The 16,910-nt window shown below is 45.6% G+C and carries 8 protein-coding genes; 5 read left to right on the forward strand and 3 right to left on the reverse strand.

Annotated elements, in window-relative coordinates:
- Positions 1-40: 40 nt before the first annotated feature.
- Together WC515_02315 and WC515_02320 are read right to left on the reverse strand one after the other, a co-directional pair.
- Positions 41-685, reverse strand: coding sequence for a HEAT repeat domain-containing protein (locus WC515_02315; GenBank protein MFA5146201.1), 645 nt, complete (start codon positions 683-685; stop codon positions 41-43).
- A complete protein-coding gene (locus WC515_02320) occupies positions 682-11,928 on the reverse strand; it encodes a LamG-like jellyroll fold domain-containing protein (GenBank protein ID MFA5146202.1) in 11,247 nt (3,748 codons plus the stop codon). The genes WC515_02315 and WC515_02320 overlap by 4 nt, the downstream gene beginning before the upstream one ends.
- A 284-nt stretch (positions 11,929-12,212) precedes the next feature.
- On the opposite strand from WC515_02320, the gene WC515_02325 reads away from it, so the two are divergent.
- From WC515_02325 to WC515_02345, 5 genes are all read left to right on the forward strand, one after another.
- Complete coding sequence (locus WC515_02325) at positions 12,213-12,824, forward strand: sigma-70 family RNA polymerase sigma factor (protein ID MFA5146203.1); 612 nt, start codon at positions 12,213-12,215, stop codon at positions 12,822-12,824.
- Between the two features lie 78 nt (positions 12,825-12,902).
- Positions 12,903-13,343 (forward strand): zf-HC2 domain-containing protein, encoded by a 441-nt coding sequence (locus WC515_02330; protein MFA5146204.1) that lies wholly within the window; start codon positions 12,903-12,905, stop codon positions 13,341-13,343.
- Positions 13,344-13,721: 378 nt separating this feature from the next.
- Entirely contained in the window at positions 13,722-13,985 is a 264-nt protein-coding gene (locus WC515_02335; protein MFA5146205.1) for a SpoVG family protein, read from the forward strand.
- A 4-nt stretch (positions 13,986-13,989) separates the two neighbouring features.
- Positions 13,990-14,361: a YraN family protein gene (locus tag WC515_02340; protein MFA5146206.1), complete on the forward strand. Its 372-nt coding sequence runs from the start codon at positions 13,990-13,992 to the stop codon at positions 14,359-14,361.
- A 10-nt stretch (positions 14,362-14,371) separates the two neighbouring features.
- A complete protein-coding gene (locus tag WC515_02345; protein ID MFA5146207.1) occupies positions 14,372-15,904 on the forward strand; it encodes a YifB family Mg chelatase-like AAA ATPase in 1,533 nt (510 codons plus the stop codon).
- Positions 15,905-15,914: 10 nt separating this feature from the next.
- Here the strand turns inward: WC515_02345 and WC515_02350 are convergent, their stop codons facing one another.
- The gene (locus WC515_02350) at positions 15,915-16,898 is read right to left on the reverse strand and encodes a hypothetical protein (protein MFA5146208.1); all 984 of its coding nucleotides are present in this window, start codon (positions 16,896-16,898) and stop codon (positions 15,915-15,917) included.
- Positions 16,899-16,910: the final 12 nt, after the last annotated feature.

Genomic DNA, 16,910 nt, shown 5'->3' on the forward strand with positions numbered 1-16,910 from the left:
AAAATAAATGGTCGTTGTCCCTATTTATTTTATTTTTGACTCATTTTATGCTCTTGTTGATATACTCAATTGCTTCATTTGCTTTATCGCGAACATAATTTTCACGTGTAGATTTACTAATTTCTATTAGTGTCGGCAATGTTTCTGGTCTATCTGGATAATTCTTAATCATATCGATAATATAAGAGTAATGCATCCCATTATTTTTCATTTCAAGTATTAATGGATAAGCTCCATCATAATGCATTTTCGAGAGTGTGTCGAGTGCCAATAAATAATCTCTATCTTTTTGTTTTCTGTTTACAATTTTCGTTAAAGGCTCTATTGCTCGGTCGTCTTTGATTTTCGCAAGTGCATACATAGCTTCTTGTCTATAGAAACTTTTTTTGGAATTTAGTAATTTAAGTATAGCAGGGACAGCCTTTTTCTCTTTTCTTTCTGCAAGGATGTTTAGAATAAGATATGGGTCATAAAATGGGTCAATATAACGAATATTAAGCATTGCAATTAGTGTCTCAGAGGATAATTTTGTCAAATCATTCTTCGTCTTATCCTGTATCTGAGGACTATTGCCTATGGCCATTACAAAATGAAATACATAGAAAACTCCATAATACGCTGTGGCCAAACAGATTAGAATAATTAAAACATTGCCAATCTTGTCTTTTTTAAATTTTAACCTCATGGTTCTTCTCCCTTCAAAAACTTTTCATAGACATAAGATAGGGAAACCTTTTCTAGCAATCGGCCGTTATATATTACATCATATTGGGCATTCGGATCCAATGCTCCTACAATGGCCGCTGTGTGAGGAAAAAGTTCGAGACTAATATCACGATCTACTCCTGGTCCAGATAATATTTTCATATAAATGTACTTATTGTTCGGATTGCTACTATAATCGTTACATGCATTGTTACTCAAGAGATTATTTATATCTGTCGTTACTAGATCGGCTGGGGTAGCGAGATTGCTGATAATATCCGCTGGACTTAGGTATATCAAATCTGTTGGCCTATATGGCAGATCTTGCGCTACATCAACAAGCAATACTTTATCTTGAGAATAGTTCATACTCTGGAGCCAGCTTTCTAGAGATCCTCTCTTCTCTTGAGTATCGGTTATAATAAGTCGCTCTGGTCTCATAGCTGTCCTAATAAGAGTTGATATGCCAGCACTATGTGTTATACCAAAAGAGCTTACAGCAAGTGGTGATAGTTGTTTAGTTAACGAATCTAGATTAGCTCCATCATCATTTATTCCTGATATAGAAAAGCCTTTAAGGCTTCCGTTTGTGATATAGCTATTTATCCGCGGGCCTTCCTGAGCTGCACGTTGTGACGCCATATCCCACCTTATATTAGCAAATTTAGCAAGCGTAATCCAGTCCATTGTGCCGGATATGGGTTGCTGCATAATATTGGCATAATTTAACGCCGGGTCTACTTTTAGTGTTTTTGTAATCGGATCAATATCTGATACTATTGGCGTAAAATCACCAAGACAGAAGAAATCTTGAGATTCCTTTATAAACTCCTGTCCTATAGGGGTATCGAGTTGAGCCATTGCTGGACTTAACATAGTGAGTGCAAATTTGTTAGCTTCGGCTATTATGTTAGCTCTATTATCCCACGCGGTTTGAGCAGTGACTTTCACCCATTCCCAAAAACTCTTTGCTCCAATCTGTTCTATTATGGTGCCCGAACCTGGATTACCCAATGCCACCGAGGCAAGTTCTTCAAATAAATTATATCCGTTAAATGTTTCTGCAGCTTGATTGTTAAGCTGTTCACGGAACGCCTCACTACCAAGTAGGTTCATTAGCATTTCCGTTCCGGGAGCAAGTGCAGGACTTATGGAATTTGAAAAGAGCAAGGTTGCGGTATTCGCCCAGTCTGCCATAAAGCCAGATGTTACAAATATGCTCTGCCAGGTAGATGCAGAGGCAAGGGTGGCAAGGTCTACCGATTGACCAGAACTGATTCTGTTAATTGCGAGATTTGCTACGTCTGTTAGAGGAGACGTTATATTTTCGGCGGCTTCGGCTATTCCGACCAACCCTTGCCATGTGGGCTGTTTAATCAATTTGTCTAAAACTATCTTTCCGTTTTCAACAGCGCTGAACAATAAACCACTAAAATCCTGACTGGATATAGTAAGGCCTACTTCTCCAGCGCCTTGTCCTATGGTGACGTTACTGGAAGCGCCATGAACAATATCAAATTTCATATCGGTAATAGTACTTAATATCTTCGCATTTTCATACTCTCCGTATGAATTATATACGTTGTAATGCCCACCCTCTGTCGGCTCTATTACGAGAAGTGTATTCCCTAATGAGTCCTTTATCTCAACATACGCCTGCTGTCCGTCTATAACACGTTGATATTGAATATCGGAGTCAAACATAGCGTATATCTCTGCGTCTGAATAACCAAGCTTCGCATAGGCATCTACACCTGGGTCACCCCAACTAATATATGTGCTGTCTCCTATAAATTCTTCTTTTCCAACAACATCCCAATAGAATGATACCCCATCCTGTTTTTCTTCAAAGAAGACATTAGCGACGGTATTACCCTGAGCATCTTTAATAGCAACTTGTCTCACTTGCTTGCCGTCTTGTAGTGTTCTTATAGTAGAATGTCCTGCATTAAGTTCGTTCATAAAGTAGTTACCTAACGTATTACCAGATTGAACAATCTGATTCACTGCTACCGCATTTAAGAAACCTGTTCCGTAGATATCCAAAGCCTCTACCAAACCTTTGTCTTTTACAATATTAGTAAAGTCTAAAATCTGAGCAGTATAAGTCGACTGTTGCCAATAATATTGACCCCACGCCCTATCATAAGCAACCTGGTTAAAGTCTGCACGTAAATAGTTACCTAATTCATCATAAATAGGCGTCCAGAATTGCTCGTCACCTCTATTAGGAGCATTTCCATACCCCAAGAAAGTTAATATGTTATCTGTATATGTTTTAAAGATAGACTCGAAGAAATTAGACCTCTCCCCTGTTTGTGAGTCTGGAGTACCGATCGTTGCTTGTATGCCTGAGTTTATCATAGACGCAATGGCGCTAAACCCAAGGTTGGCTAAAATAGGATTTAATCCCAGCTCCTGCGTAGCATAATTTATTCCTATTGAGGTAACGCCCTGCAATAGACCCGTCGTAACACTTTGGAATATATCTCGAGGATTCCATCCCGAATCAATGCCTGTACCTATTGTTGAACTTATAGCTAATGAAGCCATGTAAGATAAACGGTTGTCTACGCCAAGAATCTCGCCGAGCTCAATTACGCCTAGTTTAGTAGCTTCTCTTATAAATGTAGGGGCTATATTTTCCATAAGCTCATCATATGTGAAATTCCTACCATTTATATCGAGCGCTCCATTTACTAAAGTTCCCGCCATCATAGCCGCAAGATGAGTTATGTTAGGATCAAGATCTGTCGCTCGGCCTAGTTCTTCAGCTGTTGCAATAGTGCCACGCGTAAGCGCTTCTTCAACAATATTCATACCCATATCGCCCGGGGTTAACGCTCCCATGATAGCGCCGGACAATAACGCACTACCTATACTTGCCAAAGATGGGTCGACACCCAAGCTTTTAAATAGAAAATCTGTACCTAGCTTAACCCCCGTTTCGATAACGGCTATGGCTAAATGGCTACCGATAGCTTCTCCGAATATTGGTGTAAAAATATTTCCAATACCTGTCGCGATATTAGAAACCACAGAGGAGAGCGTATTAAATACTCCCATCGTTGCCTGAAAAATACCATTCAGCGGTGCGAATAACTGTCCTACTGTTCCAAATATATCTGTTATCGCACTTCCTATAGCACCAAAGGCATTGCCGACAGCGTCAAAAATACCCGGCAGGATCTGCGCGCCTAAGGCCGCGCCTATTCCGCTTATAGCGGCCCAGGCAATATCCATAAGCGTACCTGTATGTACGACAAAAGAGATCGTTTGTATCACTATATTAATGCCGGCAAGCACGGCTCCTATGGGTGCCAATGGAGGTATCATCAAAAGGATGGCCGCAACTGGCGCGACTATCTTCTGGAAAAACTTGACGATCCCCTTCCAGAATTTTTCCCACCAGCCGCTGCCGCGTATATTTTTCTCCTGCGTTGCATTAAGGTGCTTGGCGGGATCCTGCGGCAACTCTTTCGAAAGAGAATATCCTCTCCACGTCTCCATGAATTCAGCTCTCGAGAGGGTCATCTCTTGGCCATTCGCACTCACTGTTGGGTCTGTATAAGTAATGGTGCCCTTCTGGTCATCTATGCTTGTCACCAGCACATAATGCTTGCCGTCTATATGGACGATGACATTATCCCGCAAGACCATATCCTTTAAATCGTCGTATGTAATCTTGTTGCTATATAAAGCGAGGGTATTTATTTGAGCGGCTTTGCGCATGGCGTACATCGATATCAAGAGATCGCCCGTTGTATCCTTTGTGATCACGCCCGTCAGGATATCTATCTTTATGGCGTCTTTGCCTATATCCTCGAAGGACCTTGCTATTCCTTCATTCTTCAGCATAGAGATAACCGTCTCAAAGGCGCTGTCCCCGAAGTGCAGGGATTGGCCGTTCAGCCACGAGAGGATGGAGTCGATATCGCTCTGGGTAAGGTTATTCTGGATGATATCGCCGGCTTCATCAGGTGTAAAACCTAAGGATAAAAGCATGGACTCTTTTTCTGTATCTGAGACAGATAAATATTGGGTAAAGAAACCTGTGATATCTGTTATTATGCTCTGTTTTCTCGCTTGTCTATCAGCGTATTCCGGCAGGTTCTCCAGATATTGAGTTATCTCAGTGGCTGTAAACGGCCTTAAGTTCGTCTTTGCCCTGTCAGTCCAATATAATAAATCGTCATCCCCCGGATCTCTCCCCAAAACCTTTCGATAATACTGGTAAATCAATGGGGTACTCTCTTTTTGAACAATGTCGGCAAGGATCTTATTGTAATCATTCGTGATAAGGTCCTGCATTGCAGTGCTGGCATCGGCCTCTATGCGGGCACGCGCCGCCACTACCTGATTGTCCAAATCTACATATGCATCCTGCGTCTGTTGAGCAAGTTTTGTTTCATAATCATCGATCTCGCTAAATGCCCTATCGAACTCTGACAGGTCATATATGTTGGGGTCGTATTTTGTCTTCTCTTGCTCCAGGCGCGCCCTTTCCGCATTAATCTGTATCTGGATATCGGCCGATTTTGAGGCGATATCGACCCGCGCATCGGCCTCCGCTTTGGCAAGTTTCTCTAAAGCCAACTCCTTCTGCAGAGTTATTTCAGTTAGGGCTTTCTGATAATTCTCTTCAAGTTTTTGCCGGGCGTCGACAAATTCAACCTTGATAACGTTCTTATTCTCGTCGTAGGTATAGATGACTTGCGTTATTCCGTTCTTATCCACTACCCTGGTGGCAAAACCCTGGTCGAAATAGGTTATCGACTGTCCTGCCGTCACTATCTCTACGGGAATATCATTGCCCTTATCATAGATCGTTATGACCTTCTGCGCATCGCTGAGCTTATCGGAAGGAATATCTTTTTTCAACGCTTCCAATTCGGTCGAATTGAAAAGCATGCTGCTTATACTGATCGTATCCTGCGGATCGTCGACATTCATGCCGCTGGCATTATAGGTTTTCGTAATGCCGTTTTCTGTAATCTTTATATAAGAAAGGTTATCGATATCCTGCGACTTTACTGAATTACGGGTATAGCTTATGGCTACACCGCTTGTACTCGTCAAGGCAAGTCGGGGAGTTTCCGAATTATTGTTTGTAGTTAAATTAGTTCTATACTGAATATACTTTCCTGCAGGTGAAGTGATCTGGGAACCGTTATTATCCGTCACCGGTTCTGACCACTCACTCCACGTGGGATCGGGCATAGACGTGTTGCCGGTCCTCGTCTGTATGGATATGTCGGTGCCTTGAGGTATAACTTCGTCCCAGCTGATCGAACCGAGCTGAGTGGCATCGATCTCTATAGGGTCAGAGATGAATGTCCCTGAGTCTTTATGAACACCGGAGAATTCGGTATCGGGTGTGCTAAAGGTATCGGTTGTCCAGCGCGCCACACCTTTGGATATATGTATCTCATCCACATATCCGTTAAGATAACTATAGCCACCGCTATCCTGATTGCGCCCTATCTCTAACGGCTGGGATATGGAAACCGTATCGGATAATGTATACGTCATCTGTTTTGTACCATTCAGGTAGGTAATAATGGAAGAACCTGTTTTAACGAATGCTATGTGGTTCCAATCACCTGGTGTAACCTGTCCGGCATTGGCCTGCAAAAAGAAATTGCCTCTTTTCGCACGTAAAGTTATTCCACCAGTTTCATCAACAATGACGCTCCAACAATTATCAGGACCTACTGAATCATCATATTGACCCAGAATTGTATAATAGATACCGGGATCGCGCGGAAGGTCTTTCAGATTAAGCCAGAAGTCGATGGTGTATGGGGTTGTTGTGTCAGCGACTACATCCCAGTCCCCTGAATCAGGTATGCTAACATAGCTTGTACCATAACCATCGCCGTATCCATCGAACTCCATGCTCGAGCCGCCGAATTCCGACTCCTCTGTGCTCAGTTTAGCGTTCCCATAGAACGTTACGGGGTGATTGTAGGTGGAGCTGTCTGACGTGTATGTTGAACCGTTAGAACCATTAGAATGAAGGATAAGCGTGGTATTCGGGTCTGTATAGGTTGCAAGCTCGAGGCGTTTCAGGCCGTCTAAGGGATCGGGATCGGTGAAGACGGTATCAATGAATGTGCCGTTTGCGTATAAACTGGTTATTATCTCTGTGTCGCTTATACCGTATTCGTATTCTGTTGTATTGCCGGCTGCGTCGGTCGTCGACTTTATGAAACTGCCGGGATAATATGAAGCGCTGGAGCCATCCTGATAGATGATCTCCCTTATCTCCCCATCTTCCACCTTATATGTCGTGCAATCCTTTATATAGGTAAAGCTCTGCGGGACGTTATTGGAATCGAAGACGATATCTTTTATGAAGGTTCCGTCGGTCTTTGTTATGTCGATGATCTGGCCTTGCGAATAACGTGTTGTATCAGTAATGCCCTTGATCTCTGTAAGCTCGGCGATTATAATGTCTTCATCAAAATATAGCCCTTTCTGCGTCTCATTTAATATATAGCATGGCATCTCCTCTTTTGCACCATCCAACTCCGTAGAATCGAATATCAGCCGGTCTAAATTTATAATATCATTCGGGTCATTAAGATTAACACCGTTATGGTCATAGTTTGAAACAACGGTATCCGTCGTAACCTTTAAAGAAGTGAGATTAGTAAGATCTTCTGGATTTCTTGTACCTCTTGTATAGGCGATATCTATTCCGTTCGTATCGGTCAGGGTAAGCTCAGAGGTTAACAATATGTCCGAAGTTGAAAGTGTAACCTTATATTGCAGATACTTCCCTGCGGGTGAAGTGATCTGGGAACCGTTATTATCCGTCACCGGTTCTGACCACTCACTCCACGTGGGATCGGGCATAGACGTGTTGCCGGTCCTCGTCTGTATGGATATGTCGGTGCCTTGAGGTATAACTTCGTCCCAGCTGATCGAACCGAGCTGAGTGGCATCGATCTCTATAGGGTCAGAGATGAATGTCCCTGAGTCTTTATGAACACCGGAGAATTCGGTATCGGGTGTGCTAAAGGTATCGGTTGTCCAGCGCGCCACACCTTTGGATATATGTATCTCATCCACATATCCGTTAAGATAACTATAGCCACCGCTATCCTGATTGCGCCCTATCTCTAACGGCTGGGATATGGAAACCGTATCGGATAATGTATACGTCATCTGTTTTGTACCATTCAGGTAGGTAATAATGGAAGAACCTGTTTTAACGAATGCTATGTGGTTCCAATCACCTGGTGTAACCTGTCCGGCATTGGCCTGCAAAAAGAAATTGCCTCTTTTCGCACGTAAAGTTATTCCACCAGTTTCATCAACAATGACGCTCCAACAATTATCAGGACCTACTGAATCATCATATTGACCCAGAATTGTATAATAGATACCGGGATCGCGCGGAAGGTCTTTCAGATTAAGCCAGAAGTCGATGGTGTATGGGGTTGTTGTGTCAGCGACTACATCCCAGTCCCCTGAATCAGGTATGCTAACATAGCTTGTACCATAACCATCGCCGTATCCATCGAACTCCATGCTCGAGCCGCCGAATTCCGACTCCTCTGTGCTCAGTTTAGCGTTCCCATAGAACGTTACGGGGTGATTGTAGGTGGAGCTGTCTGACGTGTATGTTGAACCGTTAGAACCATTAGAATGAAGGATAAGCGTGGTATTCGGGTCTGTATAGGTTGCAAGCTCGAGGCGTTTCAGGCCGTCTAAGGGATCGGGATCGGTGAAGACGGTATCAATGAATGTGCCGTTTGCGTATAAACTGGTTATTATCTCTGTGTCGCTTATACCGTATTCGTATTCTGTTGTATTGCCGGCTGCGTCGGTCGTCGACTTTATGAAACTGCCGGGATAATATGAAGCGCTGGAGCCATCCTGATAGATGATCTCCCTTATCTCCCCATCTTCCACCTTATATGTCGTGCAATCCTTTATATAGGTAAAGCTCTGCGGGACGTTATTGGAATCGAAGACGATATCTTTTATGAAGGTTCCGTCGGTCTTTGTTATGTCGATGATCTGGCCGGTCAGGGCATACCTTACTTTTGTGCCGGACGGGAAATAGACCTCCGCGTACCCTTCATTTTGGCCCACATATGTATATGAGTATTTTCGTCCTTTCGAATCTACTATATAAGAAAGCTTCTTATCTTTTGTGTAGGCCTGCGTATTCCCATCTTCATCATGGACCAGCGTCAGGCCGTTATCATAGGTATAGGTATATGTGTAGAGCATATCGTTATTCTGACATATCTCTGATCTAATAAGATTCTTCGAGGTTTCGTCATAGTAATATTTCGTTATCAATTTAGCGCCCGCCAACTCTTCGAGCTCTAAAAGGATGCCTTCAAGATACGTCCTTCTTTCCTGTCTTGAATTATCTACAATAACTATATTGTTGCCGTCATAAGACCAGTCATATATGGTGCCGTCTTCGAGCGTGACCTTACGGATCTTTCCATCGTTATAATCGGTAATATCGCCGAGTGCGTTAATAAGTTGTAGCAGCTCTCCGTCATCGTAGATGGCCATACTTCCGTCAGGATACGAAACGAGGGCATCGTTAAGCTCTCCCCCCTCTCTGAAGAACATATCATCCGCCCCATTTGACTTTCTTATCGTTGTCCCGTCGGATTTTTGGATCTCCTTTATCTGGCCGTTTTCATACACTATCTTAGTCGCATCATCAAGGCTTAAACTTTCGATATTCCCATATTCATCATATATGCGTTTTATGCCGTCGCGGATTATGGTCATCTCTTTTATGTTATCCAGGCCGCTAAGATCATAGCTGTAAAGAGTGGTATCAAAACTACCAGCACTACCATCGACATCGCTTGTTACGCTTGCCGGTAGGCCGTCGCTATAGCATATAATCTCACCATCGGGTTTGACTATTTCCGTTATTACACCATTTTCGTTGTAGGTGACGGTATTGAAATACGGGATGGTTGAAAAGTCATAGTCCGAATTAAGGCACCCCTCCACATCAAACATGTCACCAGGAAGCTCAAGAGAGAAATTGAAATCGCGCGCCCTCGAAACTTCTGTATATATAAACATCTTGGGATCCCCGGATTCATATGCGCCCGATATTATCGAACCAGGACTTATGGTACTGAGTTGAAACCAATTGGCACTATCTTCAGCGACCCATATCCCCTCAGGAGAACCAAAATCTATGATGAGATCGGCAAGATCATTTCCATTCGAATCTCCTATGGTCATCGAGCAGGGACTCAGATTGTGAGGATTGGACCAATTCCCGTTACCGTGGCACACCCATATGCCGTATTGCGACCCAAAGTCGATTATGGTGTCGCTTTTGTTATCACCATCCAGGTCGCCGATAGCAATGTATTCGGCGCTCAAGTTATGAAGTTGTGACCAGCTGCCATCGCTGTATGTTATCCAGATGCCAAACTCTGGACCGAAGTCGATGATAATTTCGTCTTTGCTGTCGCCGTTGACATCACCGACTACAATCGATTCAGGACTTACATTACTCACAGATCCCCAGCTTCCGTTACTATATGAGATCCATATACCGTATTGTGGTCCGAAGTCGATCACAATCTCATCCTTGCCGTCCCCGTCGAGATTGCCAACGGTTATGGATTCAGGGCTCAAGTTGTGGAGTTGCGACCAGCTGCCATCGCTGTATGTTATCCAGATGCCAAACTCTGGACCGAAGTCGATGATAATTTCGTCTTTGCCTTCTCCGTCGAGATTGCCAACGGTTATGGATTCAGGGCTCAAGTTGTGGAGTTGCGACCAACTGCCGTCGCTGTACCTTGCCCAGACTCCATACTGCGAACCGAAGTCGATAATTATCTCATCTTTTCCGTCACCGCCTATATCTCCGGTAACGATTGATTTTGGACTTAGATCATGCAGCTGTTCCCAATCCCCGCTACCATATTTTATCCAAATGCCATCCCGAAGGCCAAAATCAATGATGAAATCACTTTTGCCATCACCATCTAAATTACCGGTAACAATAGCCTCCTTGCCATTCCCTTCAAAATGGTCAACATATTCGTATTTAGTGACAAATCCGCTTGCATCCTTTTCCTCTTTTATCCTGCGGTTTTCTATCAATTTCTCACTGCCATCAGTATATACGATTTTACCGTTGACTAAATTACCGGAACCATCGAGTTGGTAATCACTGACTATGGTGCCGTCACAGAATTTAATAGAAGATATTCTTGACCCCTCAAAATAGAACCTGTTATTAGACGCATCTGCAATTTCATCTATTTCTACCTTATATTCGATCCCCGATTCCCCCTGTTCGACCAATGTGCCATATATATAAACAGTACCGTCTTCCTCTCTTACTTCAGAAAGGATGCCATTTTCATACTTGATCTTTTTACCAGTAGCAAATTCAACTCTTTTTATTTTTTTATCGGAACCGTAGTAACATATTTTTTCGACATCGGACAGGATCGTCACCATGGCACCATCGACAGGATCGATTTGGTCGTATAAATAGTTAACGACTAAGGTCACGATACCATCCGCATCCTTATATGTTACCCATTGCACACGTTCCTGATCGTCGTATTCGATGAGGGTCTTGTCCGGCTTGGTTATGTTAATAACTTTACCGACGGCTACAACCTCAATCGTGCCGTCATAATAGGCTATTTCCGCATTTAGCAAGTTATTATCTTCATCTACGAGATCCTGCCCCTGGAGTGCCCTAATGATAATATCACCCGAGGCATCTTTCTTCTCAATATAATCTATCTTACCGTCCTTGTAATGGATAACATCTCCTATGGCTGTCGTAACTGAGAGGATTGCTCCCTCTTCCTGAGGATCTGGAGACCCTCCCATTAAAACATAAGGCGCTGCTCCATAGGACTGCGGAGCCATGCCGCCTTTCGGCCCCTGTAGCTCTATGTCTAGAGAGTCGGGTTCCAACTCTGAGCCATCGGAAACGTGTTGTTCCGTTGTCAAGGATGCCTGTAGATTCATGCCATATTCCATGGCCTGCTGCTGGCTTATGATATCCTCATGTATGGCCTGTTGGCTTTGGAGATACTCTGGAGCAAAGGTCTGCGATTGGTCTGCGTTCAGCTTATCCATAGTGATATCGATTAGATCCCCTGCCCACACAAGTTGTTGCCACAAAAAGACAAATGCCATGACGCATGCGATTGTTTTAAAGACAGGACTCGTTCTGATCGGCCAGCTCATTGGATACCTCCGGTTTTAGACACCAGCATTTTAAATGGCTTTATCATGAAAATAAAAAGGCCCAAACTCATGTCTGGGCCCTGCCTGGATCTCATCTGTAAGCGGTAACTTTGCGCTTTCATTGTACACCGCCGTTTCGTTTAATATAACACGCCGTGAAAGAATCGTCAATATCCTCGCTTTACCATTAAAGTATACACTATGTTTTTTCTTTTGTCAAATCTTTTTTGATTTTTTATCAAATTTAGCTTGACACCGCTTCTCCCCGGTAGTATGCTGTCTCTATGGAAAATATCGTTCCTGACGACGATGGTGACCTGATAGAGAGGTGTATCGGCGGAGACGACGGGGCGTGGACGGCGTTCGCCGGGAAGTACTCCCCTCTCATAAGGCGGTCCGTAGAGATACGCGCGAAAAAGCGCGGGATCCGGTTATCTTCGGAAGAGGCCGAGGAGATACGCCAGGACGTCCTGACCGCTATCTGGCGGGAGAAGAAGCTCGCGGACGTGCGGGACAGGGATAAGATAGAGTGCTGGCTGGCGGTGGTCTCCGCGCGCGGGGCCATGGCATATGTGCGCACTAAACTTCGCCGCGAGTGCACGCAGGTTATCCCCTTTTCCGATGATGAGGTGATAGACGAGATCACCGGTTCGGCCCGTTCCTCCGGTAAGAGCCCCTGGCAGGAATTGGACCGGGACGAACTGAGGAAAAAGATCATGGGCGCGATAGGACGGCTCCCTCCCCGCGAGCGCCTGATGGTGCGGCTACATCTCCTATACGGGAAACGCTATGAAGATATATCCGGCATGCTACACCTCCCTATCGGGACTGTGGCAAGTTGTATAAAGAGGGCCAGGGAAAAATTGCAGGGGTCCCTTGAAGATTTTTTGCAATAATTTCCGGGATTTTGGCATCTATATAGGTGAGGGATAGGAAATGGGGTATGGGGTATAGGGTATAGGGAATAGGGAAAAATGAAAAAAAGAGAAAAATTGATAGGGATGCATACGCAGGATATGGAGCTGGCGAACTATCTGGCGGGCCGGTTTTCACATAAAGAGCGGGAAGCCGTGGAGAGGCACTTATCCTTATGCGACGAATGCCTTATGGACCTGGTTTCGGCGCATGAGGCGCTCACTGATCCGCGGGCTAAGAAAGAAAAGAAAGGAAGGCATATGAAGAAGCCGAATATATATCTTATACTTACCATCATCGCGTTCTGCCTGTCTTTCACTCTCCCCAGGTACTTTATACAACTTCTCGTAGCTACTCTTATTTTGGGTATAAAGTGGATAGCCGATTCCAAATCGACCAGGATGCTCGTTATGATATACGAGGCGTGGAAACGGGGCGGCGAGAAAGAGGCGTCGCGGATACTTGAAACGATAGAATCCGGGTCAAAAAAGAGGTTTTAGACGAAACCCACGTTTACCTAAACGTGGGCTATCAGAAGAAGTGGCTTAACCTTTCGCGAAGAAAGGACTCAAGACCGGCCGTTCGTGCAATCGCCCCCTTTTTCAAGGGTTTTCGGGACCGACCCTGAGAGGCCGCCGACCCGGGGCGACCTTCCGGCCCTCACTCACTTCGGAGAACCGCTCATCCTTCTCCCGGAAGGTTAAGTCGTTCTCTTCTTCTATAGTTAGTATAGCACAGCCGCAAAGAAATTCAATACCCCCCGGGCTCGCTTTTTTATTGTTAACCATCCCACTTATCACTCCCTGAAACTTTTTTAAAAAATATTGCAATAATTTTCCGGATTTTGGCATCTATATATATGGAGGGAGGTGATAAGGATGATGAATGAGGAATTGAAGCTTGCGGTATCCCGTATACACAAACTGGACGGAACGGGAGCCACCAAGGCCTTCTGCGACCTTTCGATACTGGATAGCTTCGTCGTAAAGGGGCTCAGGGTTGTTGAGGGAGAAAAGGGCCTTTTCGTCAGCATGCCACGGGAAGAGGGCAAGGACGGAAAGTGGTATAACACAGTCATCCCGCTAAAACGGGAGGTAAAGGACGAGATCGAAAAACTTGTCCTGGAAGCTTACGGAGGGTGATGTCGTGGGCCGCGAGAGGATGAAGCTGGGTAAGATCGGCGAGGAACTGGCGTTTAAAGAGCTCCAAAAGAGAGGATATCGGATCCTTGAAACGAACTTCCGCACCGTATTCGGCGAACTCGATATGATCGCAAAGATAGGCGACACGACCGTATTCGTCGAGATCAAGACCCGTGCCTCGTCCTCTCTCGGCCCTCCCCACCTCTCCGTGACGAGGTCGAAACAGCGCCATATCATCAAGAACGCACTCTCGTATCTGAAGGTCCGCGGCCTGGTCGATTCGGATTGGAGGATCGATGTGGTCTCTGTGAAGATGAACGAGGCGCGCGAAGTCGAATATATAGAGATAATCGAGAACGCGGTGGAGGAATATTAAAGGAGGATTTATGATCGCGAAGATCTATTCCGGGTGCGTTATGGGTGTGGACGCATACGAAGTGACCGTTGAGACCGATATCGGCGGAGGGTTGCCGGGTTTCAATATAGTGGGGCTGCCGGACATCGCCATAAAGGAGTCCCGCGACAGGATAAAGTCGGCCATAAAGAATTCGAATTTTTCATTCCCCGCGAAGAAGGTCACGATAAACCTGGCGCCGGCAGACATCAAGAAGGAGGGGTCGTCGTTCGACCTCCCTATAGCCCTTTCGATACTGGCGGCTGAAGGGGTGATAGATCCGGCCCAGGTCAGTACATACGTCTTCTGCGGCGAACTGTCACTCGACGGCCGGCTCAAGCCGATCAAAGGCGTCCTGCCGATCGCAATGGCATTAAAGAAGATGGGCAGGTCCGTCCTTGTGATACCGAGAGAAAATTCAAAGGAGGCGGCGACCGTAAAGGATATAGAGGTCTACCAGGCGGATACATTAAAGGAAGCTGTCGATTTCGTGAACAAGAAGGCGCCGCTCGAGAGGCAGAGGGCAGACCTCGAACATGTCTTCAAGAGGAACTCAAAATACAGGATAGATTTTAATGATGTGAAAGGACAGGAGCACGTAAAGCGCGGCCTCGAGGTCGCCGCCGCAGGAGGCCACAACGTCCTCCTTATAGGCCCTCCGGGTTCGGGCAAGAGCATGCTCGCAAAACGGCTTACGACGATACTCTCCGAGATGACACTCGAGGAAGGCCTCGAAACGTCGAAGATACACAGTATCGCGGGATTATTGTCGCCGAATAAAGGCCTCATAGGCACGCGCCCTTTCCGCTCACCGCACCACACGATATCCGATGCCGCTTTGGTAGGCGGCGGGACCAATCCGGTACCGGGCGAAATAAGCTTGGCGCATAACGGCGTCCTCTTCCTGGATGAGCTCCCGGAATTCAAACGGAACGTGCTCGAGGTCATGAGACAGCCGCTCGAGGAGGGGTCGATCACCATATCCCGCATATCGGCCACCCTCACCTACCCGTCGAAATTCATGCTCGTGGCGGCGATGAACCCATGCCCCTGCGGTTACTTCACAGACCCCAAGCGCGAATGTCACTGTACGCCGTTCCAGATACAGAAGTACCTCTCCAAGATATCGGGTCCCCTCCTGGACAGGATAGACATACACCTGGAGGTGCCGAGGCTAAAGCTGGAGCACCTCACCGAGAAACGGCGCGGAGAGCCGTCGGAAAAGATACGCGACCGTGTGGATGCCGCGCGCCTGGTACAGGGGTCGCGTTACAGGAACGACGGCATATACTTCAACGCCCACCTCGAGTCGAAAGAGCTTGAAAAGTACTGCGTGCTCGATAAAGAAGGCGAGGAATTGCTAAAGCTCGCCATACTGGAGCTGGGGATATCCGCGAGGGCTTACGATAAGATATTGAAGGTATCGCGCACCATAGCCGATCTGGACGGGAAAGAGATCATCGAGGCCCATCACATCTCAGAGGCGATCTCATACAGGAGCCTCGACAGGAACTTATGGGGATGACTTGATAAATCTACTTGCGGAGGGCTGAAACGATCGCTTGCGCATAAGCCATATTGGCTTCCGGACCGGGGTGTCTACCGCTATACTCTTCGTTTGCGACTTTATATCTTCTTATCGCATCAAGGCCATTAACCAAAGTAATATTATCATATCTAGCGATAACTTTTTTAAATCCCTCATCTAAAGAATCATTCGGCCCCAGGGGCATCCACAAAATAATAAATCTCATTTTGTAAGGTGCTATAATTTCGTTTATTGCACCGATGACGAAATCGTATAGTTCAAACGGAGAGATGTCAGGTCCTTTGTAATTCTTTTTAATAAACTCAGCGTAAAGCATGCGCGGGAAAAAGAGATGCTTGCCGCGAAGCATGCTGGGTGGATCTACGATCTGCATAATGTCGTCTTTCCTGGTTATGTAGGGACCTGCAAGGGGCGGCCCGTTATGGCCGGTGGGCAGGAAAGGGCTCAGGGATCTTTCAAACAACAAGTTTTCTGCCCCCAGCACTATTATGGCCGGTTTCAATCTGTCTAAAATGCCTCTCCGTTTTAATTCTTTCAATTGCAGTATAACATTAGCGTAGGAAGACGCGCATACTCCATAATTGTACGATGGCAAATGCAAACTATCAGCGGCTAAATAAGTAAATGTCTGCTCCGCCTCTACTTCATATCCGTAAACAAAAGAGCAACCGAGAGATAATATCCCGCCCTCTTCGATAATAGACCCGTCCGCGTGCCGGGGGATCCTGTAACCCAGTTTATGGGAATGGATAAAAAAGCTGCCGTCGGTCATGCTTGAGGAAAAGGAGGGGGACATTTCATATCCTGTCGTGCCATATTTAAAAGCCCCTTCAGGCCAATGTCTCACGTCCTCCGCATTCATATATTTAACTTTCAGATAACTATTTACCCCGGACATGACCAGGCCGATAACCAAAACACTTAATAGGATATTCAAAAAAATATTCGATCTTTTGATCTTTTCTATCATAGACATGCCTAT

The organism is Candidatus Omnitrophota bacterium (genome assembly GCA_041650805.1).
Lineage (GTDB): Bacteria > Omnitrophota > Gorgyraeia > 2-01-FULL-45-10 > 2-01-FULL-45-10 > JBAZKM01.

What these genes read in the sequence shown, in the direction of transcription:
- WC515_02315 (MFA5146201.1), bottom strand. Translation starts at nt 685, where the DNA reads ATGAGGTTAAAATTTAAAAAAGACAAGATTGGCAATGTTTTAATTATT.
- WC515_02320 (MFA5146202.1), bottom strand. Translation starts at nt 11,928, where the DNA reads ATGAGCTGGCCGATCAGAACGAGTCCTGTCTTTAAAACAATCGCATGC.
- WC515_02325 (MFA5146203.1), top strand. Translation starts at nt 12,213, where the DNA reads ATGGAAAATATCGTTCCTGACGACGATGGTGACCTGATAGAGAGGTGT.
- WC515_02330 (MFA5146204.1), top strand. Translation starts at nt 12,903, where the DNA reads ATGAAAAAAAGAGAAAAATTGATAGGGATGCATACGCAGGATATGGAG.
- WC515_02335 (MFA5146205.1), top strand. Translation starts at nt 13,722, where the DNA reads ATGATGAATGAGGAATTGAAGCTTGCGGTATCCCGTATACACAAACTG.
- WC515_02345 (MFA5146207.1), top strand. Translation starts at nt 14,372, where the DNA reads ATGATCGCGAAGATCTATTCCGGGTGCGTTATGGGTGTGGACGCATAC.
- WC515_02350 (MFA5146208.1), bottom strand. Translation starts at nt 16,898, where the DNA reads ATGATAGAAAAGATCAAAAGATCGAATATTTTTTTGAATATCCTATTA.